Origin of the sequence: Streptomyces sp. RKAG337, assembly GCF_023701715.1 — a bacterium.
Lineage (GTDB): Bacteria > Actinomycetota > Actinomycetes > Streptomycetales > Streptomycetaceae > Actinacidiphila.
The window spans coordinates 25,857-44,206 of sequence record NZ_JAJOZA010000002.1; the positions used below are offsets into that span (position 1 = coordinate 25,857).

The 18,350-nt window shown below is 69.9% G+C and carries 25 protein-coding genes and 1 tRNA gene; 25 read left to right on the top strand and 1 reads right to left on the bottom strand.

All coding sequences use genetic code 11. From position 1 onward, the window contains the following. Positions 1-68: 68 nt before the first annotated feature. From LNW73_RS34730 to LNW73_RS34755, 6 genes are all read left to right on the top strand, one after another. Positions 69-341: a hypothetical protein gene (locus tag LNW73_RS34730; RefSeq protein WP_250993167.1), complete on the top strand. Its 273-nt coding sequence runs from the start codon at positions 69-71 to the stop codon at positions 339-341. Continuing rightward, positions 331-768: a hypothetical protein gene (locus tag LNW73_RS34735; protein WP_250993168.1), complete on the top strand. Its 438-nt coding sequence runs from the start codon at positions 331-333 to the stop codon at positions 766-768. The genes LNW73_RS34730 and LNW73_RS34735 overlap by 11 nt, the downstream gene beginning before the upstream one ends. Next, positions 765-1,547: a GP88 family protein gene (locus LNW73_RS34740; protein ID WP_250993169.1), complete on the top strand. Its 783-nt coding sequence runs from the start codon at positions 765-767 to the stop codon at positions 1,545-1,547. The genes LNW73_RS34735 and LNW73_RS34740 overlap by 4 nt, the downstream gene beginning before the upstream one ends. A gap of 297 nt (positions 1,548-1,844) precedes the next feature. Continuing rightward, the gene (locus LNW73_RS34745; protein WP_250993170.1) at positions 1,845-2,960 is read left to right on the top strand and encodes a hypothetical protein; all 1,116 of its coding nucleotides are present in this window, start codon (positions 1,845-1,847) and stop codon (positions 2,958-2,960) included. Between the two features lie 73 nt (positions 2,961-3,033). Beyond that, positions 3,034-3,528 (top strand): hypothetical protein, encoded by a 495-nt coding sequence (locus LNW73_RS34750; protein WP_250993171.1) that lies wholly within the window; start codon positions 3,034-3,036, stop codon positions 3,526-3,528. Next, a complete protein-coding gene (locus LNW73_RS34755) occupies positions 3,522-3,812 on the top strand; it encodes a hypothetical protein (RefSeq protein ID WP_250993172.1) in 291 nt (96 codons plus the stop codon). The genes LNW73_RS34750 and LNW73_RS34755 overlap by 7 nt, the downstream gene beginning before the upstream one ends. Before the next feature lie 82 nt (positions 3,813-3,894). On the opposite strand, the gene LNW73_RS34760 is transcribed toward LNW73_RS34755, so the two are convergent. Continuing rightward, positions 3,895-5,529 (bottom strand): ADP-ribosylglycohydrolase family protein, encoded by a 1,635-nt coding sequence (locus LNW73_RS34760; RefSeq protein WP_250993173.1) that lies wholly within the window; start codon positions 5,527-5,529, stop codon positions 3,895-3,897. Between the two features lie 234 nt (positions 5,530-5,763). Between LNW73_RS34760 and LNW73_RS34765 the strand changes: the two genes are divergently transcribed. From LNW73_RS34765 to LNW73_RS34855, 19 genes are all read left to right on the top strand, one after another. Next, positions 5,764-5,835, top strand: a tRNA-Arg gene (locus LNW73_RS34765). Between the two features lie 62 nt (positions 5,836-5,897). Then, complete coding sequence (locus LNW73_RS34770; RefSeq protein WP_250993174.1) at positions 5,898-6,146, top strand: hypothetical protein; 249 nt, start codon at positions 5,898-5,900, stop codon at positions 6,144-6,146. A gap of 164 nt (positions 6,147-6,310) precedes the next feature. After that, positions 6,311-6,796 (top strand): hypothetical protein, encoded by a 486-nt coding sequence (locus LNW73_RS34775; RefSeq protein WP_250993175.1) that lies wholly within the window; start codon positions 6,311-6,313, stop codon positions 6,794-6,796. A gap of 235 nt (positions 6,797-7,031) precedes the next feature. Further along, positions 7,032-7,745 (top strand): hypothetical protein, encoded by a 714-nt coding sequence (locus LNW73_RS34780; protein WP_250993176.1) that lies wholly within the window; start codon positions 7,032-7,034, stop codon positions 7,743-7,745. Then, positions 7,742-8,314: a hypothetical protein gene (locus LNW73_RS34785; protein WP_250993177.1), complete on the top strand. Its 573-nt coding sequence runs from the start codon at positions 7,742-7,744 to the stop codon at positions 8,312-8,314. The genes LNW73_RS34780 and LNW73_RS34785 overlap by 4 nt, the downstream gene beginning before the upstream one ends. Before the next feature lie 111 nt (positions 8,315-8,425). Further along, the gene (locus LNW73_RS34790; RefSeq protein ID WP_250993178.1) at positions 8,426-9,175 is read left to right on the top strand and encodes a hypothetical protein; all 750 of its coding nucleotides are present in this window, start codon (positions 8,426-8,428) and stop codon (positions 9,173-9,175) included. Between the two features lie 172 nt (positions 9,176-9,347). After that, complete coding sequence (locus LNW73_RS34795) at positions 9,348-9,956, top strand: cell envelope biogenesis protein OmpA (RefSeq protein WP_250993179.1); 609 nt, start codon at positions 9,348-9,350, stop codon at positions 9,954-9,956. A 55-nt stretch (positions 9,957-10,011) separates the two neighbouring features. Further along, positions 10,012-10,476, top strand: coding sequence for a hypothetical protein (locus LNW73_RS34800; protein ID WP_250993180.1), 465 nt, complete (start codon positions 10,012-10,014; stop codon positions 10,474-10,476). Between the two features lie 77 nt (positions 10,477-10,553). Then, complete coding sequence (locus tag LNW73_RS34805; protein ID WP_250993181.1) at positions 10,554-11,876, top strand: Eco57I restriction-modification methylase domain-containing protein; 1,323 nt, start codon at positions 10,554-10,556, stop codon at positions 11,874-11,876. 56 nt (positions 11,877-11,932) lie between these two features. Further along, positions 11,933-12,100 (top strand): hypothetical protein, encoded by a 168-nt coding sequence (locus LNW73_RS34810; RefSeq protein ID WP_250993182.1) that lies wholly within the window; start codon positions 11,933-11,935, stop codon positions 12,098-12,100. Positions 12,101-12,170: 70 nt separating this feature from the next. Further along, positions 12,171-12,446: a DUF3263 domain-containing protein gene (locus LNW73_RS34815; RefSeq protein ID WP_250993183.1), complete on the top strand. Its 276-nt coding sequence runs from the start codon at positions 12,171-12,173 to the stop codon at positions 12,444-12,446. Positions 12,447-12,470: 24 nt separating this feature from the next. Further along, positions 12,471-12,845, top strand: coding sequence for a DUF6205 family protein (locus LNW73_RS34820; RefSeq protein WP_285393908.1), 375 nt, complete (start codon positions 12,471-12,473; stop codon positions 12,843-12,845). Positions 12,846-12,931: 86 nt separating this feature from the next. After that, positions 12,932-13,834, top strand: coding sequence for an N-6 DNA methylase (locus tag LNW73_RS34825; protein ID WP_250993185.1), 903 nt, complete (start codon positions 12,932-12,934; stop codon positions 13,832-13,834). 67 nt (positions 13,835-13,901) lie between these two features. Continuing rightward, entirely contained in the window at positions 13,902-14,357 is a 456-nt protein-coding gene (locus tag LNW73_RS34830; protein ID WP_250993186.1) for a hypothetical protein, read from the top strand. 57 nt (positions 14,358-14,414) lie between these two features. Next, the gene (locus tag LNW73_RS34835) at positions 14,415-14,693 is read left to right on the top strand and encodes a hypothetical protein (RefSeq protein ID WP_250993187.1); all 279 of its coding nucleotides are present in this window, start codon (positions 14,415-14,417) and stop codon (positions 14,691-14,693) included. 401 nt (positions 14,694-15,094) lie between these two features. Continuing rightward, positions 15,095-15,358, top strand: coding sequence for a hypothetical protein (locus LNW73_RS34840; RefSeq protein WP_250993188.1), 264 nt, complete (start codon positions 15,095-15,097; stop codon positions 15,356-15,358). Between the two features lie 485 nt (positions 15,359-15,843). Then, positions 15,844-16,239, top strand: coding sequence for a hypothetical protein (locus tag LNW73_RS34845; RefSeq protein ID WP_250993189.1), 396 nt, complete (start codon positions 15,844-15,846; stop codon positions 16,237-16,239). Between the two features lie 310 nt (positions 16,240-16,549). After that, a complete protein-coding gene (locus LNW73_RS34850; protein ID WP_250993190.1) occupies positions 16,550-16,990 on the top strand; it encodes a hypothetical protein in 441 nt (146 codons plus the stop codon). Positions 16,991-17,126: 136 nt separating this feature from the next. Further along, positions 17,127-18,314 (top strand): hypothetical protein, encoded by a 1,188-nt coding sequence (locus tag LNW73_RS34855; protein WP_250993191.1) that lies wholly within the window; start codon positions 17,127-17,129, stop codon positions 18,312-18,314. Positions 18,315-18,350 lie beyond the last annotated feature (36 nt).

Here is an 18,350-nt window from a genome sequence, read left to right on the forward strand (position 1 = left end):
GCCCACCCACCCCCACCGCCCCGGGCGTACCGGTCCCGCCGGTACGCCCGCCCCGGAAGCGAGAACCCATGGAATCCGCCCTGATCACAGCCGCCGTCCACCTGAAGGTGACCCGCACCGTCGTGTACGACGTCGCCCTCCCGATCAGCCTCCCGGCCGAGATCGCAGCCTGCCCCGGCGCACTGCGCCGCTACGTCGAAGACCTCCAGCCGGGCGTGCTGTCCGCCGCGTGCACGGAAGAGGCGATCGACCGGATCACCGATGTCGCTCTGCTGGACGTACTCGGCATCGACATCCAGACCCCCGAGATCCCCGACGCCGGTGAGCGCCATGATCGCTGAACCCGCCAAGCCACACGGGCCGTTCGGCTGTGTCGTCCTCGCACCGCCGACCAGTCGTCCGCAGTCACCGACCCGCCCCACCCGCGACGACCAGTTCCACGAACGGCTTGCCGACTGGCTCCTCTTCATGGTCCCGATGTTCATCGCCGAGCAGCGCAACGCCTCCGACCAGGAGATGGAACGGGCCCGCACCGACGCGCTGGAGCAGATCGCCAGTCACGGTGACGACCTCCAGTTCGGCGGCAAGCACCAAGGCTCCTCGCGGACCGCCCTGGCCAAGGGCTTCGCCATCCTCGCGCGGGCCGAAGGCGGGGTCACCGCGCTCGGCGTCCACGCGTGCACCGTGCCGCACGCCTACTGCCCCGCTCAGCCGCATCCCGGCCCATCCGACGCCGCCGACGCCCACACCCCGGAGACAGCACCGTGACCGACGCGACCACCACCAAGAAGCCGTCCGCCAGCAGCCGCAAGTGGTTGCTGACCCAGAACTCCCAGCTCCGGGCAGAGGGAATCTTCAACTGGCCGCTGCCGGCGTTCGCCGGGCGCCTGGACGACGGAAGGACCTACAACACCTGCCCGGAGGCCGGGGCGTGCCAAAAACTTTGCTACGCGCGGGTCGGCTCCTACCGGTTCAGCAACGTCCTCGCAGCCCACCAGCGGAATCTCAAGATGATCCTCGACACTCCCCAGGAGTGGGAGCAGCAGATGGCTGCGGAACTCCAGCACAAGCGATACCGCGACAAATGGATCAGATTGCACGATTCAGGCGATTTCTTTTCTGACGCGTACCTGTCAGCTTGGCTGCGGATCATGCGTGGCGCGCCGGAGGGCGTCCGCTTCTACTGCTACACCAAGTCCGTTGATCGTTTCCGTCGCCTGGTCGAACCCGACCCGCCCGCCAACTTCCTGTGGTGCTACTCCCTCGGCGGAACACAGGATCACCTCCTGGACCTGGAGAAGGAGCGCCATGCCGAGGTCTTCCCGGGTACGGAGGAGCTCGAGGAAGCCGGGTACTCCGACCAGACGGAGTCCGATCTCCTCGCGGTCCTGGGACCCGAACGGGTCGGAATTCCAGCTAATCGCATCCCTCATCTGCTGAAACGCCAGGGGAAGGAGAGCTTCGGCAGCCTCCAGCGCGCCCTGGATGCCCAGCTGGCGGAGAAGAAGCAGCGCGCCGCAGACCGGGCCTTCCAACTGGCAACGTGATCCCGGGACGTTCACCTCGGGAGCAAGGGCGGGTTCCAGCATTCCGCTGGGCCCGCCCTCCCGCGCGTCCCGGACACTCCAGCCGCCGGCCGATTGGGCCACACCGGGCGCGTCAATTGCGGAACTCTATGACTTTGGGTAATCTCTCCCGGGAGGCCGCTCCCTGCACCTCCCGGCCAGCACACAAGAGCAGCCGGCGGACGGATCCGCCGGCCGCGACCACACGCAGAGCCCGGTCGCCCTGTTCGGGCAGCCGGCACCACCCGCCGGCCACGCTGGCCCACCTATGGAGCGACCATGATTCCCGCAGGTTCCGAGCGCAAGTACACCAACTTCGACAAGATGGCCGAGCGGTATGGAGTGGACCGCTCGGCCGCCGCCAAGTGGTCCAAGGAAGAGAAGTTCCCCGAGGTCCTCCTCAAAGCCGGCCAGGGTGAGCTCCAGATCTACGACGAGGACGACGTCGACGACTGGGTTCGCGAGTTCCACCAGGGCGCCTGGCTGCACTCGCGGCAGGGCAAGAAGAACCCCCTCGACCTGCCGGCCGGCGGCCCCCGGGACCTCCTCACGCTGCGCCGCATCGGCGAACTCGAGGGCCGGGCCCTGAAGCGCGACCCCACCCCGGTCGCCACCCTGCGCAGCTACCTGTCCCCCTCCAAGGGGATCCTCGCGCCGGCCGACCGGGTGCCGGAGGACGGGGGGCAGCCCACCGTGCTGGAGCCGATGTGGTTCCGGGAGACCGCCTACACGTTCATCAACCGCCCGCGCCGCATCCGGCGTACCCCGGCCGCCGCCGGGGAGGCCCAGGAGCGCCCGTCGTCGCGGGCCTCGCGCACGGGCGCCGGCGAGTTGCTGGAACTCGACCTGCCGGCGGGTGCGGACTCCGACCTGCTGAACCTGCAGGAGATCGGGAAGATCGACGGCGAAGCCCGCGGCCGCGGCAAGGCAACCACGGTCGGCACGCTGAAGAACTACCAGTCGCAGGGCCTGCTGGCGGGGCCGGACCGAACGCCGGGCGACGGCCAGGACCCGGACGTCGACGAGCCGAAGTGGTACCGCTCGACCGCCTACACGTTCATCCGCCGCCCGGGGCGCCTGGGAGCTGCAGCACGCGCTCCGCGCGAAACGCCCAGAGCGTCCGGACCGCTGCGCGACGACCTCAAGTTGCCGGCGGGTGCGGACTCCGACCTGCTCAACCTGCAGGAGATCGGGAAGATCGACGGGAAGGTCCGCGGCCGCGGCAAGGCCACGACGGTAACGACGATGCGGACGTATCTGTCCCAGGGGCTGTTGGCGAAGGCGGATCGGACGCCGGGCGACGGCCAGGACCCGGACGTCGACGAGCCGAAGTGGTACCGCTCGACCGCCTACACGTTCATCCGCCGCCCCGGCCAGGTCGGCGGAGTTCGCTGATGCGTTGCATGGTCGTCGAGCACCGCGTTCTTCAAATCCCGACCCCAGGTCGGCACGACAGGAGGGTCGAGCGATGAGCTTCAACCGCCGCTCCGCGGAGCGTATCGACCGCGCGGGCATCTGCCGGGCCTACGGCGAACGGCCGGCGACCGTCGACACGTGGGTGAAACTGCTCAATTTCCCGGGCCCCCTCGACCCGGAGGAGTGGGACGCTCAGCAGGTCGACCAGTGGGTGGAGGGGAACCGGCCGCAGTCCTGGCCGGCCCGGGCCGCTCAACCGGACGCTGTGGCGGTGGAGCCCGCCGCCTCGCAGACGGAGCGTGAGGTCTCCGCCGTCCTGGACGGCGAGAGCGTCGGCAGCGGGGAGTTGCTGGGCAAGTCGGGTCTGGCGCGGCGATACCGGGTCTCCGATTCGACGGTGGATGTATGGACCCGCTCCGCCGGCACCAAGCCGTTCCCTACGGCACCGGAGCCGGGCCGATGGCGTGTCGGTGACGTCGACACGTGGGTGAGGAACAACCGGGCGCATGTGTGGGGGAGATCCACGGTGAAGGCCCGACCGTGGTGATCGCGCCCCCCGACGGAGACCCGAAGGACCTGTACGACATCGGCGGGTACGCCACCATCCTCGGCAATGCGACCCGCGGCAATCCCCTGGCGCGAGCCACGGTGCTGAGCTACAAGAGCCAGGGCCATCTGGAGCCACCGGACCGAAAGCCGGGCGACCGGAAGCGGCCGGAGGTCTTCGAGGAGATGTGGTTCCTGGAGACGATCACCAAGCACGTCTACTCACGCAGGGGGCAAGGGCGGGTGCGTGCCGGCCGGACGCGAGGCGCGGGCAAGCAGCGCTGACCACCTGGGTGCTGAGTAGCAGAAAGGGCGTGGCCCCGAAGGAAGAATCCCTCGGGGCCACGCCCTTTCTGCGTTCTGGCCGTCACCAGCGGGTGAGCAGCGTCCGCAGCCGCGAGCGCCGACGCGGGCGAAAGGCGTCCCGCTGCGGCTCCTCTCCCGCCAGCTGGAACACGGCGTCGAGCATTTCGGGGTGGTTCGGCAGCGTCCAGTAGTTGCCGAGTGCCCGCTTGACCTCGCGCAGCGCGTCCATGGGCGGCACGTCGTAGGCGAGGTTGCTGTAGAGCGCTGCCACGGCGGGGGTGCGGCTGCGCCCGGCCACGCAGTGGAGAAGGACGCGCTTGCCCTCCCGGCGCAGCCGGAGGACTTCGCGGGCCGCCTGGTCGAGAGTGAAGTGGAGGTGGCTGTTCGCTCCGGACTTGTCCACCAGCCAGACCCGGACGTGCTCGATGTCGGCGGGGGTCAGGACCGGGTCGGAGCCCACCCGGCACAGGGAGACGACCGCGTCCACCGGGGCGGGGCCCTGGTGCTCGGTCAGGGCCAGGTTGCCCAGGACGACGTCAGGGTCGTGCGGGTGGCGGGCGGAGAAGGCCCGGCCCGAAGAGACCGGTGTGCGCACGCGGGGTACGGAGGGCCAGCCGTCAGCGTCATCCTTCCCGCCCTGTGCGGTGAGGACCGCGAGGCGGACGAGGTCCGTGCCGGTGTTGGTCGGCCATCCATGGACCTTGTTCTGCCAGGCCAGCGGGATGGCCGAGCAGCCCCAGCGCGCGCCGAGAAGTGCCCCGGCGATGGCGGCGACGGTGTCGGTGTCGGAGCCGGTCCGTACGGCGGCCTCCAGCGCGAGCTGGAAGTGCTGCGCGCCGAAGCTGCCGTTCTCGGGCCGGTCCTCGGGGACGGGCGTGCGAGTGATCGCGGACCATGCCGCCTGGAGAGCGGCAACCACCCAGCCGTTCTTCCGCTCGAAGTACCGGGGCGGGTGCGCCTCAGCCTCGTCCAGCCGGGCCGCCCACAGCGCGCGGTGCTCCTCGGGCAGGAGTTCAAGCCCGTCGCGGACGCCGTCGAAGGTGCCGTCGAGAACTGCCGTCCGGATACCGGAGCACCACAGGATGCACGCCTCAGCGCAGTCGGAATCGGCGTGGGTCAGCTCACTGACCAGAGTCGCGGCCTCGGCCATGGCCTCGGCATCGTCAAGGTACGCCAGAGCGACTAGGCCGGTCCTCATGAGCGACCCATTGCCAGCGCTGTTGTTCGGGTGGGCTGCGGCGTGGCGGCGGGACACGTTGAGCATCACCTCGGAGGGCGAACCCTTCCCGCGCATAGTGGCGCTCAGGACGCTGCGGGTCTGGTTGCCCACGTCAGCCGGGCCGCCCGCGTACCAGCGGAGGAAGTTGGTAGCGATCGCGTCCAGCGCCTCCGTGGTCCGAAGGTCTGCGCCGGTCGAGGCGACCTCGGCAATGCACACGTGCATCTGGGTGTCGTCGCTGTACTCACCGGGGGCGAAGGGACCGAGGCCGCCACCCTTCATCTCCGGCCGCTCCGTGTCGCTCATGCTCGGGCGGAACTCGTAGGGGACACCGAGCGCGTCGCCGCTTCCCGCTCCGAGCAGCACACCGGCGGCGCGGTCCAAGGCCCGGACGTCGAGACGCGGGGCGGCTTCGGTGGGGGCCGACCACGGGCCGAAGCTGGCGTAGTGGTGCTCGGAGGCGGCGGACGGGTTCATGGAATCTCCTTCAACAGGACCGGCGAGGCCCAGGGGAAGACAACCGCAGAGCGGGAATCAGGGATTGATGAGCAGCGGGGAGAAGGGCCGACGGTGTAGCGCGGGGCCTGCCGCTGTGATGCATTGACAACTTGTCATAGCGTCATACGGCACGTCAAGGCTTTTCGAGAGATTGCATAACTCTATGAGTCTGTGTATGGTCCTTCGTGTCTGACCGCCTCGTGGCCAACGAACGCCCCTGTAGCTCAGCGGACAGAGCTGCGGCTTGCGAAGCCGTGCGCGGAGGTTCGATTCCTTCCAGGGGCACTCTCCACCCGGGCCGCCGGCACACCGGCGGGCCCTCGCTTCAAGTCCGTCCGGAGTCAGCCATGCTCGTCCCCGACCTGAGCCGTCTTCTGCGCGAAGCCGACCACAGCCGGCTCACCGCCGCCGTGGAGGCGGCCGTTGATGCCGTCGCGTGGTACGCGGCGGCCCCGAAGCCCGACTACGGCGACACCGAGTTGAGCACCGTCCTCAGCAATGCAAGAGCCGAGGTCGCACAGGAGGTGGTGGACGCCGTGGTGCTCGCCCTGAGCGCGAGCGTCAAGACCGTCCCGGCCTGCGACAAGCCCACATGACGGCGAATCCGCCCGCCCGCCATTCCCGAGGAGGTACTACGTTGACCGCCCATTGGCGTTCCGTCCCCATGCCGCCGCACGTTGCACGCCTGCCGCGCAACGGCGCCGGTCGCCCTGTCCCCAGCAACACCCCCTGGTACGAGCCTGACGGTGCCGGAGGGCAGATGACCCTCCGCCGCAGCGCCGAGTTGGGCGAGTACGTGGCGTGCCCGTGCGAGCCCGGCCGGGGTACGGCAACATTCGGCGACCAGTGCCCCGAGCGCCAGCGGCAGTTGATGTCGCAGCGACTCTGCGGGATCTGCGCCGCGCCGATCAAGGCGACGAGCCGCCTGGTGTTCATCGGCGGCCCGGAGGACAACTTCTACATCGAGCCCCCGGTACATCCCCGGTGCGCGGCGTACGCGCTGCAGGTCTGCCCGAAGCTGGCAGCGGCCGACAACGTCGCGCTCGCGATCACGCGCACCTACAGCCTCCACGAGCGCCGGATGACCGGGGTGTCGGCCGCACGTACGCCGACGTACGAGCTGTTCCCCTACCGGGACCCGTCCGCCCGCCGACGGGGGCCCCTCGACTTCTACCTGGCGTTCCCGGAGGCCGCCGAGCGGACGCCCGCCAAGGAGTGGCTCGCCCACCACGCGCCCAGCCTGTGAACCGTGCCGCCCAGATGGAACAGGGCGGCGAAGACGGCCCCCGAAAGAGCCCCGATGACCTGCAAGTGCAAGGCCCGGACGTACGAGGGCCACCTGAAGAAAGCTCGTGCCGGCTACCCCGGCCATGCCTACCACGGCGCCATCTGGCGGCCCGGCCCGTAGCGGCCGCCGCTCTCGAACGAGCCGACCTGCGGCCCGTCGCCCAGCCCTTCGACCCGACAGGAAGTACTGAACGATGCGAACCCCTGCCCACTCCCGTGCCGCCGCCCACCGCCTCATCGGCGCCCTGCCCATGCCATTGCCCCAGGACGAGGTGCGCTTCGCCGACGCCGTGCAGGCTGCACTGCTGGACAGCGAACTGCTGAACACGGACGACGTGGGGAACTCCCCGGCCGTCGCCGCCGCCACCCGGGACGGCCTCACCAGCCTGGCCCACCTCCTGGACGCACCGACAGGAGGGCACGGGGCCGGCCGGTTGCTGGTGCTCCTTCTCGCCGAACGCGATGGATTCACCCCGTACCCGGCGCCCGATAAGTTCCAGTTGCGCGTCCGCCAGGCCGCGACCGCGTTGCTGAACCTCGCCCTGTGGCACACCGACCACCCCATCCAGCTCCTCGGCGGCGCGCTTCAGGTCCACGCCGAGGAAGTGCGCGACGCCGAGGGCTATCACGCCCCGTCGACCCGCGCTGCGGGGTCGGTCACGGTCACTGCCGGGCTGGCCCCAGGCAGCGGGGAACTGCACCTGACCGTGCAGCCGTTCGAGGCCGGCGCCCTCTCCGTCTGCGGACGGTGGCTGGACCAGCGCGCGGAGGACTCCGCAGGCGGCCCGGCCCCCGCGTGCGACGGCTGCTTCGGACGGGCGCCGCTGGATCCCGCTCCCGTCTTCACCGCCCCTGAGCACGACGCCTGGACCGTCTTCCTCGCCGCGCACATCGGGGAGGAGGCGTGAACCCCGAGCCCCGCTCCGCCATCGAGCGCCGCCGCATGGCGCAGCTGCCGCCCGGCATCGCTACCCGGCCCCGTGATGCCCGCGGCTACCCGATCAGCTTCGTGACGGCCCTTGGGCCCGATGGCACGCCGGACTTCACCGAGTTGGACGGTCCTCGGCGGGCCAAGGCGATCATCGAGCACCTGTGCGGCCTGTGCGGGCAGCCCCTTCCCTTGATCCGGGCCGTGATCGGAGGACCGCAGGTGGTCGAGCACCGCCTCGCGATGGATCCGCCGATGTGTGTGGAGTGCGCCGTCTTCGCCGCCACGCACGCCGCGGCCGGCTGCCCCTTCCTCCTGATGCCCAACGCGCGCTACCGCAAGGACCGGGCAACCAGGCCGTCCTCCCCGCTCGTGGCCCAGGAACGTCCGCAGACCATGTACCTGGCGCGCACCTACGCCCACAACGGAGTCCGCCTTGCGCTGCCCGACGGCTCGGAAGAGGTCCTCGCGCAGTGCGCGCGGTGGACCGGGCTACAGGAGATCCGCGCCGGTGAACTCGTCGACGCGAGGCACCTCCTCCGAAAATGATTGCTTAATTCCATGAGTACCCCTATTATTGAGACATCGGGTAAGTCGCGCGCTCCACCCGACCCCGCCGCTGCTCGCCCCCTCCGGGAGTTCGTCATGCCGAGGCCCACCATGTCCCCCACAGACGCGCACACCCTTCTAAGCCTTCTGCGCGGTGCACCCTTCTCCGCCCCCTACCTGGGCGAGACGATCGACTGGATCCGCCGGTCGGTGCGACATGAGGTCGAGCAGGCACCCTTCCCGCTCGACCTCGAAGACGAGACGCTGCGCCGCCTGGAGGCGTACGCAGGAGGCACGGAGCCAGGTGCGGCCGAACTGGCGCAGCGCCTGGCCGATGTCCGGCACGCGGTGGCGACCGTTCGGCACGAGCACTACACCGCGCTGGTGATCGGCCAGAGCAGCCGCAGTCCCGCAGCTCGGGTCTCTCGCGGCTCCGACGTGCTCAAACTCGCCACCGCTGTCGGCCGCGCCCGGGTCACCGCCGGACCGACCGGAGCAATCGTGATCGCAGCCGGGCACTCCGGCAGTACGGTCTTCCGCCCCATCACCTCGGAATCGGCCCACCGGCTGAGGAATGCCGCGAGGGAGCGCAAGGAGGAATCGGTGCGCCGCGCCGTCGCCATCCGCCAACTCCTCGCCAAGCACGTCCGGATGGCCGACTGGAGCGATCCGTCCACGGCCGGAGTCGTCGTCGACAGCCCTGACGAGACGGTGTCTGTCTCGTGGTGGGACTCGGAGCCAATCGGCGGCCCCGGCCCGTGGGACGAGGGAGGGGTGCGTCCGCTCTGCCTGGCTCTTCTCTCCGGCCGGGGCTACACCGTGACACTCGCCGCCGACGGGTCTCTCAGCGTGTCCGGCTGACGCTCCACCAATACACCGCTCAACGCCCGGCCGGGGCCTCCCCCTTACCGGCCGGGTCTATCCAAGGAGACGTTCCCGTGCCACCCATCCGCATCGCGCCCGCAGCAAATCACGACGACCAGTTGACAGCCTTCGCTCTCTTGGGCGCCCGCCACACTCCGGTGGACCGGCCATGAGCGCGCTCCCGACACCCATCCGCTGCAACTCTCGTCCACGCGTCGGAGGCCTCGTCGTCCCCTGGATCTCCTACGAGCACGGCGGACACGCCACGTTCGGCACCATCGACCCCGTCAAGGCACACCGGGCGCTGGCGCATCGCCTCTGCCAGGTCTGCGGCCAGCGGCTGGAGGAACGCTTCTGCCTGGCGGTCCGGCCGATGGATGTGCGGATCGGCTTCGCGCCCGAACCGGCACTCCATCCGGAATGCCTTGCCTACAGCAAGCAGCAGTGCCCCATGCTCAGCGGCGCTGCCGCGACGTACCGCACGAGCTCCGCAACGGCCAAGCACCCGGCTGGACGGCCGTGCGACGACCCGGGCTGTTCGTGCCCGAAGATCGCTCCGGACGAAGGCCACTCCGCGCGTTCGGGGCGCCCGGCGGACGACTTCGACGCCTGGATGATCGACATCGCCAACTACCGGCTGAAGAAGGGCCCGAGACAGCCGAACGTACTGCTCGGACTCGACCTGGCGGTACCCGTCCTCCGGATCCGGCCCATCCGCAGAAACCCACGCCCAGATGTAGCCGAACTGCTCACCCTGGTTCGCAGCCTGGGCCTGTAACAGCCCCCGCCGCCGCTGACCGATGAATCCCACGACCCGAAGGACCAAAGGCACCATGCCCACCTCCCGGAAGCCGACCCCGACAGCGGCTAAGCACCTCAAGGCAGCGTCCGCCGATCCGCAAGGGCGGCTGGCGGACTCGATCAGCAGCAGGGTGCTCAGCACGCTGCTGAACGACGGCCACGCCTACCGCAACGACCGCGACGGCTACCGACTCACCGCCGAGGACGCCCTTGCCACCACCGCGGGCCCGGCGCTGATCACCCTGGAAGGCCGACGCGCGGTTTTGAGCGGACCGCAGCTGTACTCCCTGGCCCGCCACGTCGCACCCGACAGCCGCCTGGCCCCCAACGTGACCTGGCAGACCGCGAACTCCCTGGCCGAACTCCGGCTGGTCGAATACCGCGACGCGACCGGGAGGCCCCGGCCGACCGACGGCGACAACGGGCGGTCCGGACCGGTCCACTACCCGTTCCGTACTGACCTGGGACGGCAAGTGGCCGAACTTGCCCCGGCGTAGGCCGCGAACCACCTGGATCCCCGCGGGCGCCGACCTTCGCAGGTCGGCGCCCGCTGCAGACCATTCGAAGGAGCACCATGCCCGCACCCTCCGCCCCGTCGCCCCGCGCCTATGAGCGCCTGGTCGACGACCTCTCCAGCGAAGTGGGGGTTCACGCCGCGGTGTCCTGGGCCCACGCCGGCGCCGTTGTCCGCCACGCCACCGAACACCGCCTGGTCGCCCCTGTAGCCGGCACCCCTGGGCCGGACCACACACGCCGGGTGCTGGCCGCGCTGGCCGCGGCGCATCCGGCGCTTGAATCGCTCGAGGACCCGCAGGTGGCTGGAGTCTGGGAGGACTCGATCAGCCCGGCCGGCTGGGAACGGATCACCCAGTTGTGGAACCAGGTGCCACTTTCCGACGAAGGTCACCGCGTCGACGGCTACCGGCTGGGCGACGCCTACCAGGCCCTGTCCGCCGACGCCCGAAAGGCGAGGGCACTGTGCCAGACCCCCGTGTGGGTCGCGGACCTGCTGCTCGCGCTGTCCGTGGAACCGGCACTCGATGCGGTCGGGCCGGATCAGATCCGGATGATCGACCCGTCGTGCGGGACCGGACACATCCTCCTCGCGGCCTTCCACCGCATCCGCGCCCACCGACCTCGCGGGCGGTCGCCACACCGAGCGGTGACGCGGCAACGCGGCGTCGAACGCGCCCTGCAGGCCGTCCACGGCGTTGACCTCGACGTCTACGCGGCCGCCTTGGCGCGGTACCGGCTTCTCGCCACCTCTGCCGACCTCCTGGGCGGCCCGATCTCCGCCGTACCGGCAGCCTGGCCGGTGCAGGTGGCCGCCGCTGACGCGCTGCTGAGTACCGACGAGCCACTGCTGCGCCCGGGCAGGTACCACGCCGTCGTCGGCAATCCGCCGTACATCACCGTGCGCGATGCCCAGCTGCGCGAGCAGGTCCGGCGCAGCTATCCGGAGGTGTGCAGCGGCAAGTACAGCCTCGCACTTCCGTTCACCGTGCTCATGACGCGGCTGGCCGCGCCCGCCGGCACGGTCGCGCAGCTCACGGCCAACTCCTTCATGAAGAGGGAGTTCGGTCGGAAGTTCATCGAGCAGTACCTCCCGCAAGTGGACCTGACCTGGGTCATCGACACGTCCGGTGCGTACATCCCCGGGCACGGCACCCCGACGGTGATCATGGTCCACAGAGCCCAGCCCCCGCAGGGGGACAGTGTGATCACGGTGCGCGGCAACCGGGGCGAGCCCCGTGTCCCGCAGGACCCAGCCCAGGGACTGGTCTGGAGGGCCATCGAGGAAGCCGTCCATGAGCGGCTGGACTTGGAACGTCTCCGCAAGGGGATGGAAGCCCATCGCCGCGAGCAGCAGTTCACCACCACCACGGAGGTTGCTTAATTCCATGACTATGGCTAAGGTTTGGAGTGCGCCGACACGGGCGCCACCTTCCTCGCATGGAGTCACCGACGATGAAGAAGTTCCCCTTGAGCACGGCTGTGGATGCACTGCGCTACCTCGCGTGGATGACGGCCGCCGGACTGTTCATCTACGGACAGGGCGAGCTGATGTGCCTGGCCGTCGTGGCAGCCGTCGGCCTCGGCCACTGGCAGAACACCCACTGATCGCCCGGTCCCGCCGTCCTCGCCGGTCGCGAAGGACGGCAGGACTGGGCAACAACGCCGGAGTATCTGCGTGGAGACCTCCCCCAACCCCGTTCCCGCCCGGCTGGCTCTCAGCGAACGCGATGCCGTGATCCTGGACTTCGAGCACCGGCACTGGCCGAAGTCGACGCCTGCCGCACCCGGTCCCAAGGAGGCCGCCGTCCGGGAAGAGCTCGGCATCTCGCCGACCCGTTACTACCAACTGCTCAACAGCCTGCTGGACTGCGAGGCCGCCCTCGCCCGCCACCCCGTGATGATCAACCGGCTCCGTGCCGTGCGGGAGATCCGCCGCACCGCCCGGCAGTGAGTCGGTCCCAAGGAGTCCCCGACGATGAGCCAAGACCGCAGCGCCACTGGGCGAATCCACCTCGACCCTCCCCTTATGTGGAGGGACTTCCGCGTCAGCCGCTTCTGCACCATCGACAAGCAGCCCGATCCGAGCGCCAGCGTCCGTCTGGAAGTCTCAAGCTCAACCCTCCAGTGCGACGAGGGCGTGATCACTCTGCACACGGCCGTCGCGATCGTGCCGGCGTACGGCGGGCCCTATCCGGCGCACGCCCTTACGGACCACGTCCAGGAGATCGTCGACGCCTACCCGGACCAGACCTTTGAGGGGCACCTCGAAGGCCACGACAACCAGGGCGCTCACTTCCACGTCGTCGTCCGCCAAGGGGAGGCGCGGACCGTCGCCCTAAAGATCACCTAGCCGCCCCGCCGGCGTTGCCCCGGCCACCCCAGGCCGGGCCGGGGCAACGCCGGCCCACCCGCACCGCGCCCCGACCGGAGACACGAATGCCCCACCACCACAGCGATCCGCCGATCCCGCCCCCGTCCGACGCGGCCTGGTGGCTGCCGCTGGCCTGGGCCCGCAGGGCGTTCCTGCACGAGGACCCCGAGCACCAGGCCCGCCAGATCACCGACATCGCCTCGGCCGCGTGGCCGTCCGGCGCGTCCGTCGAAGTTCCTCTGGGCGCCCTCGCCGCCGTCGCACTCCTGCCGCTCGCCGACCCTGATGCCCCAGACCTCGCGCAGTCCATCGCCGCTCTGCGGCCCGACGACCTCATGATCGTGCTGCGCGGCACCTGGGCCGAGCTGTGGGGCACCCACCCCTACCTTGTCGAGCGCGCGCACCTGCTGTACCGATGGCTGGCCGACGTCCCGCCGGACACCGCCGAGAGCGTCACCGAACTGGTCCACCTCGCCCTGCGCGCCGGACTGCTGGAGTTCGGGGCCGACCCGGACCGCCGTCTGGCCACCGATCTCCTGGGTCGCCTGCTCCAGCGCCTGACCTCCCGCGCGAACAAGGCTGGCCGCGGCGCCTTCCACACGCCAAGTGCGGTCTGCGACTTGATCAGCGAGATCGTGGGCCGGGAGCAAATCATCGGCGAAGTAGCCGCCGGCAGCGGCGCGATGTGGCGAGCCGAAGCCCGCCTGATGCGCAGGGACGGCCTGGACCCCGCACGCTTCACCTGGGTCGGGGCGGAGATCGACCCGCTCGCAGTCGGCGTCCTGGCGGCCAACGCGATGCTCTGGCGTCTCGGCGACGACGTCCTCATCGCCTGCGCCGACTCTCTGGCCGGCGACAGCGGGCTCGCCCACGCCGGACACGAGCGCCACTCGGCGACAGCCCACCGCGACGCCGTAATCCGCCTCCTCGACCCCGCGGGCACAGACAACCCGAACGATCTTGCTTAAGTCAATGAGTATAGCTATGGTTAAGGCATCGGCGGGGCAACCCGCCCGGGACGGAGGATCTCCACACATGCCTGAGCACCGCGGCGACGCGGCGCGGGAGGCGCCCGCGCTCACACGGGCCTATCTCGCCCTGTCCGCCTCCTACGGCCGCACCGTGAGTGCGGCGGAACTTCCGGAAGCCCTCACCGGTCTTCTCACCCAACTCCAGCAGCTGACCCGAGACATGAACGCCGACTTCAGCCTCATTTTGGGGCTCGGCTACTCGATCCATACCGGCGGCGAACGGCAAGCGGCGCGCGGGAAGCCGGAGGAACGGCCGCTCGCGGAGCTGTCCAGCGCCCGGGCGTCAGCCGGGGCTGGAGCGCTGGCCGTCTTCCTCGCCCATCCCGGCGCGGGGCAAGGCGCCCCGCAGACCTTCACCGCCGCGGCAGCCGATCTGCTGGCCGCGCTGGTCGAAATCGCCGACCGGCTCGGCACGGACTTCGAAGCGTGCCTGATGGCCAGCCACGACGACCCCCAGTAGTAAGACCGAGCGGGCGAACCCTCGGTTCGCACCACCGCGCCTGAAAGGACGAAACACATGACCACCTTGGCCATTCCTCCCGCAATCGTCGGCCGCGGAGCCATACGGATCAGCCTCGACCGCGGTATTCACCCGGCCACGCTCAAGCCGCTGCTTGAGCCGGGCACCACGGAGCCCACCTCCCGCTGCGGGGGCTGCGCCTTCCTGGTGGGCCGGGTCGCCGGCGACGGCACGCCGCGGATGAAGTGCAAGGTCAAGGCGCAGCGTCGGCGAGGGCCGGACATCAAGCCGGACTTCCCCGCCTGCGTCGAGTTCCGTACCGCGGCTGCCGCGTAGCTGCGGAGGCACCACTGATGTACGGACGGGCGCAGCCCTCCCGGCTGCGCCCCCGGCTCCCAACCCGTTGAGAGAGAGGCACGACCGTGACGACCGTTGACGAGACGCTCCGCGCGCTCATTGAGGCGTTCCCCTGCTCCTACCCCGACCGTACCCAAGCTCTTCACCAGGTCCTGGTGGTCGTTGGCGCGGGATACGAGTGGCGTGGCGGCGAAGTAGTCGAGCGGCACCCCGACCCGCGTAACTGCCTCAGCGTGCACGGTCAGTTCACACGCTCGGCGGGCCGTGTGCGACGCCTCCGGGAAAGCGGCGTCGATGCTCCGCAGGAAGACCTGGATGCGGGCTGCCCGGCCGAGCAGCTTCGCCCGCGGGCCGAAGAGCTGGCCAGGACTTCCGCGCCGTTGCGAAGAGATGCCTACCAGGCGAGCACCGGCTCACTGCTGCTCACCGTCCCGCGGGACGTCACCGCGGACTGGGCGCGGGCGGCCCGGGAGATCGCGGCCGTCGTGGGCCCGTTGTGGGCCTCCCAGTCCGCCTACCGGAAGGCGTTCGAGTCCTCACTCACCCCAAGCCAGCGGGCGTACGTCGACGGCGAACGCACGGAGGCGCTGCGCCTCCTCGGAGTCCGCTTCGGCCGCTTGGTGCTTGCCGGGGAGCAGCGCTGATGGCCCCCGCCCTCTCCCTCTCCCGCGGCGAACCCTGCGAAGGCTGCGACGTGCAGGTCGGCCAGTCGCACCGGGCCGGCTGCCTGGAGATGGAGTGCCCGCAAACGGGTCTGGTCCAGGCGAACTGCCCGGGCCGGCACGGGCACAGCGGCGGTGGGATCTGGACGGGACTGTTGCCTGGCGAAGGAGCTGCTGCATCCTTCGGCTGGTACGCCGCACTCGTGCCCGGCAAGGGCTGGGTGCCGGTCCCCCTGCACCCCGGGACGGACGAGTTCGGGACGGATTGCATGCCGGACCTGAACAGGGTCTTCGCACAGGCCCGCTGGGATCGGGCATCCCAGAAGTGGGTCAAGCCCCGAGAGGATGCAACAGAAATTGCTTAAGTCCATGAGATTGGCTAGAGTGCGAGAACCGCGAGGCGCTCACCCCGACGCGACGTCGTGCACCGGGCCGCACCGCCCGCCCTCCCCAGACCAGGAGCTCACATGGCCAGTTCCGCCGACAGGCGCACCGCTCACGTCCAGGACCGTCTCACCGGGCGCGCCCAGCGCGCCGTCGACGACCAGAAGAAGAAGCTGGCCGAACACTGGGACAAGTACAAGCACATGGACCCGCAGATCATCCGTGCGTCGACCCTGTTCAAGGAACTGGAACTGCGCCAGCGGCTGATCGAGTTGTGGTCAAGTGTCGTTGGCCAGTGCGCCATCAAGAACGCCTCCCTGGTCTTCCAGGACGAGATCGCCCGCGCCGAGCGCGTCATCGACGACGGCGTGGTCATGGGCATGGGAACCCATGTGGCCGGAGCTCGCCAGGAAATGTATGTCGAGGCATGCCAGTACTTCCGCGAAGAGGCGGAGCGCATCTACAAGGCGTTGACCTGACAAGCCGGAACCCGACCGGCCGCGACCGAGGAGCGACAGTGTTCGTAAGCAGGACCCCGGAGGAACAGAAGGCGTACGACGAGAGGGCCCAGGCGCTCGCGGACCAAGTCGCAGGTCTGCTCGCCGAGTTGCACACGATGGAGCCGGTCACCGTGTCGCCGGGCCACATCACCACGGCAGCTGGGGTGATCGGATGCCGAGGTGCCATCTGGGCGATTCGCCCTCTGCGCTGAATCCCGGCCCGCGATGCGCGGGCCGGCCCATCCACACCGCTCGACGCGCAGGGCGCGACGGCACCGAAGGAGAGACCATGGGCCTCGAGAATCACGAAGCACTGGTGTACGGCTACCGCCTGGGCGGGCCGGCCGACGGCTGGATCGGACTGGCGAGCGAGCTGGTGCGCTACAACGACGGCCGCTCGTCGTGGACGATGCCCGAGGTGTCGTGGTCGACCGAAGCGATGCGCGAGGAGAACCACCCCGATCACTTCGCGGGCGCGGCTGAGGACCGGCTGAAGGAAGCCGGCTTGGGCGCGTTGCAGTTCCAGACCTACTCGCTCGGCTGGGACGAGGAAGGCCACATCCTCGCGGCCGTCGTGCACGAACCCGCAGGGGGACCGCTCATCCTGGACCCGGTGGCGATGGGCGCCGCCACAGAGCACGACGCAAGCCTGACGCGGGCCCTCACCGTCCTGGAGCTGCGCCCCCGGACCGCCAAACCCGAGTGGATCATGGCGAGCTACTACGCGTAGGCGGCCCGAATGGAATGGCAATGTTGCTTAAGTCCATGAGTCGGGCTATGGTGAGGTGTCGCGTGGAGGTGGAGCTGGCAGCTCCCTCCGCGCGGCGTCCACAGCAGACACAGAGATCTTGTGAGGCATCGTGCCGATGAACGACATCCTCCCGGCGGCCAGCGAGCACTGGCACTGGCAAGCCCCCGAGCCGCGCCAACTCGCGGAACTACGCCAGCAGATGGAGGAGTTCAACCGGACCAACATCGGGCTGTTGTCGATGGCCGGATCGCTCCAGGACGGTCGCTCGTCGCTCTTCCCGTATATCACCGGGGCTGGCGATCCGGCCGCGTCAGCGGCGGTGCTGCTGTGCGGCGAGGAGTCGCAGCGCCTGGCGGATGCCCGGCTTTACTACGTGGACGAGGACACCACGGCTGCCGCGCTGGCGGCCTCCGTGGCGCCGCCGCTGGAGCAGATCACCCCCGACCGCCTCCCCTCGCCCGCCGGGCTGATGGTCTTCGCCTCGCCGATAGGTTCTTACGAGGTGAACTCCGGCGGCCTGGGCGAGCCGGGCTCCCCGCCGATCCACACACCGATCGTCGCCGTCTCCTGGGGTCCGTGGTCTGCCGACCGGGCCGCCGTTCAGTGGGTGGCCAACACGGTCCACGGGCGCGAAATGGTCCGCCCCGGCGAGCGCGGCATCTGGATCACGTTCTACACGGCGTGCGGAGCCGCTTACAGTGCCATGGCCCCCGACACCGTGGTCGTCAACGCGTTTCTGGGCGAACGGGCCACGGCGGGCGAGATGCTCACCTCGCTGCACCGGGCAGGTCGGCCCGAACTGACGTGGGACAACGAAACGGTGCTGTTCCTGGGTCGCACGTTCCCCCCGGCCGGGTCTCCGCTCGGGACTACCGGGCAGTGGGCGCAGACGGTCTACACGGCCTGGCAGCTGATGGCACAGACCGGCCAGCACGCGTGGACGGAGACCGAGGTGGTCCGCAGGGATCGCCCCGGACGGAAGCGGGACCAGCGAGCCGGCATCACCGGCGACGGGGACGTGCGGGTCGTGCGGCTGCGGCCCGACTTGCGCCCTCCGGCCGACGCCACCGCGAAGGACCGGACGGCCAGCGACGGCCGGATGCCGCCACGCACCGACTTCCGATGGGAGGTCCCCCCGTATCGCAGCCCGAATCGCTGCCTGAATACGCGGCTGCACGCCACGGGCGGCTGCACCCACGCAGAGCGGATCATTCGGAAGCACGTCAACGGCCCCAAGGGCAAGCCTGTCCGAGGTATCCGTGGCCCCGTCTACGTCTGGGATCAGGTTCCCTCCAACAACTGAGCCGAGCCGGTCGGGGGGCGGCTGCGCCCGCCCCCC

Coding starts and splice junctions, on each gene's coding strand:
- LNW73_RS34855 (WP_250993191.1), top strand. CDS start 17,127: ATGAACGACATCCTCCCGGCGGCCAGCGAGCACTGGCACTGGCAAGCC.
- LNW73_RS34800 (WP_250993180.1), top strand. CDS start 10,012: ATGCCCACCTCCCGGAAGCCGACCCCGACAGCGGCTAAGCACCTCAAG.
- LNW73_RS34760 (WP_250993173.1), bottom strand. CDS start 5,529: ATGAACCCGTCCGCCGCCTCCGAGCACCACTACGCCAGCTTCGGCCCG.
- LNW73_RS34830 (WP_250993186.1), top strand. CDS start 13,902: ATGCCTGAGCACCGCGGCGACGCGGCGCGGGAGGCGCCCGCGCTCACA.
- LNW73_RS34825 (WP_250993185.1), top strand. CDS start 12,932: ATGCCCCACCACCACAGCGATCCGCCGATCCCGCCCCCGTCCGACGCG.
- LNW73_RS34805 (WP_250993181.1), top strand. CDS start 10,554: ATGCCCGCACCCTCCGCCCCGTCGCCCCGCGCCTATGAGCGCCTGGTC.
- LNW73_RS34790 (WP_250993178.1), top strand. CDS start 8,426: ATGTCCCCCACAGACGCGCACACCCTTCTAAGCCTTCTGCGCGGTGCA.
- LNW73_RS34730 (WP_250993167.1), top strand. CDS start 69: ATGGAATCCGCCCTGATCACAGCCGCCGTCCACCTGAAGGTGACCCGC.
- LNW73_RS34810 (WP_250993182.1), top strand. CDS start 11,933: ATGGAGTCACCGACGATGAAGAAGTTCCCCTTGAGCACGGCTGTGGAT.
- LNW73_RS34835 (WP_250993187.1), top strand. CDS start 14,415: ATGACCACCTTGGCCATTCCTCCCGCAATCGTCGGCCGCGGAGCCATA.
- LNW73_RS34735 (WP_250993168.1), top strand. CDS start 331: ATGATCGCTGAACCCGCCAAGCCACACGGGCCGTTCGGCTGTGTCGTC.
- LNW73_RS34770 (WP_250993174.1), top strand. CDS start 5,898: ATGCTCGTCCCCGACCTGAGCCGTCTTCTGCGCGAAGCCGACCACAGC.
- LNW73_RS34850 (WP_250993190.1), top strand. CDS start 16,550: ATGGGCCTCGAGAATCACGAAGCACTGGTGTACGGCTACCGCCTGGGC.
- LNW73_RS34750 (WP_250993171.1), top strand. CDS start 3,034: ATGAGCTTCAACCGCCGCTCCGCGGAGCGTATCGACCGCGCGGGCATC.
- LNW73_RS34775 (WP_250993175.1), top strand. CDS start 6,311: ATGACCCTCCGCCGCAGCGCCGAGTTGGGCGAGTACGTGGCGTGCCCG.
- LNW73_RS34780 (WP_250993176.1), top strand. CDS start 7,032: ATGCGAACCCCTGCCCACTCCCGTGCCGCCGCCCACCGCCTCATCGGC.
- LNW73_RS34745 (WP_250993170.1), top strand. CDS start 1,845: ATGATTCCCGCAGGTTCCGAGCGCAAGTACACCAACTTCGACAAGATG.
- LNW73_RS34820 (WP_285393908.1), top strand. CDS start 12,471: ATGAGCCAAGACCGCAGCGCCACTGGGCGAATCCACCTCGACCCTCCC.
- LNW73_RS34845 (WP_250993189.1), top strand. CDS start 15,844: ATGGCCAGTTCCGCCGACAGGCGCACCGCTCACGTCCAGGACCGTCTC.
- LNW73_RS34795 (WP_250993179.1), top strand. CDS start 9,348: ATGAGCGCGCTCCCGACACCCATCCGCTGCAACTCTCGTCCACGCGTC.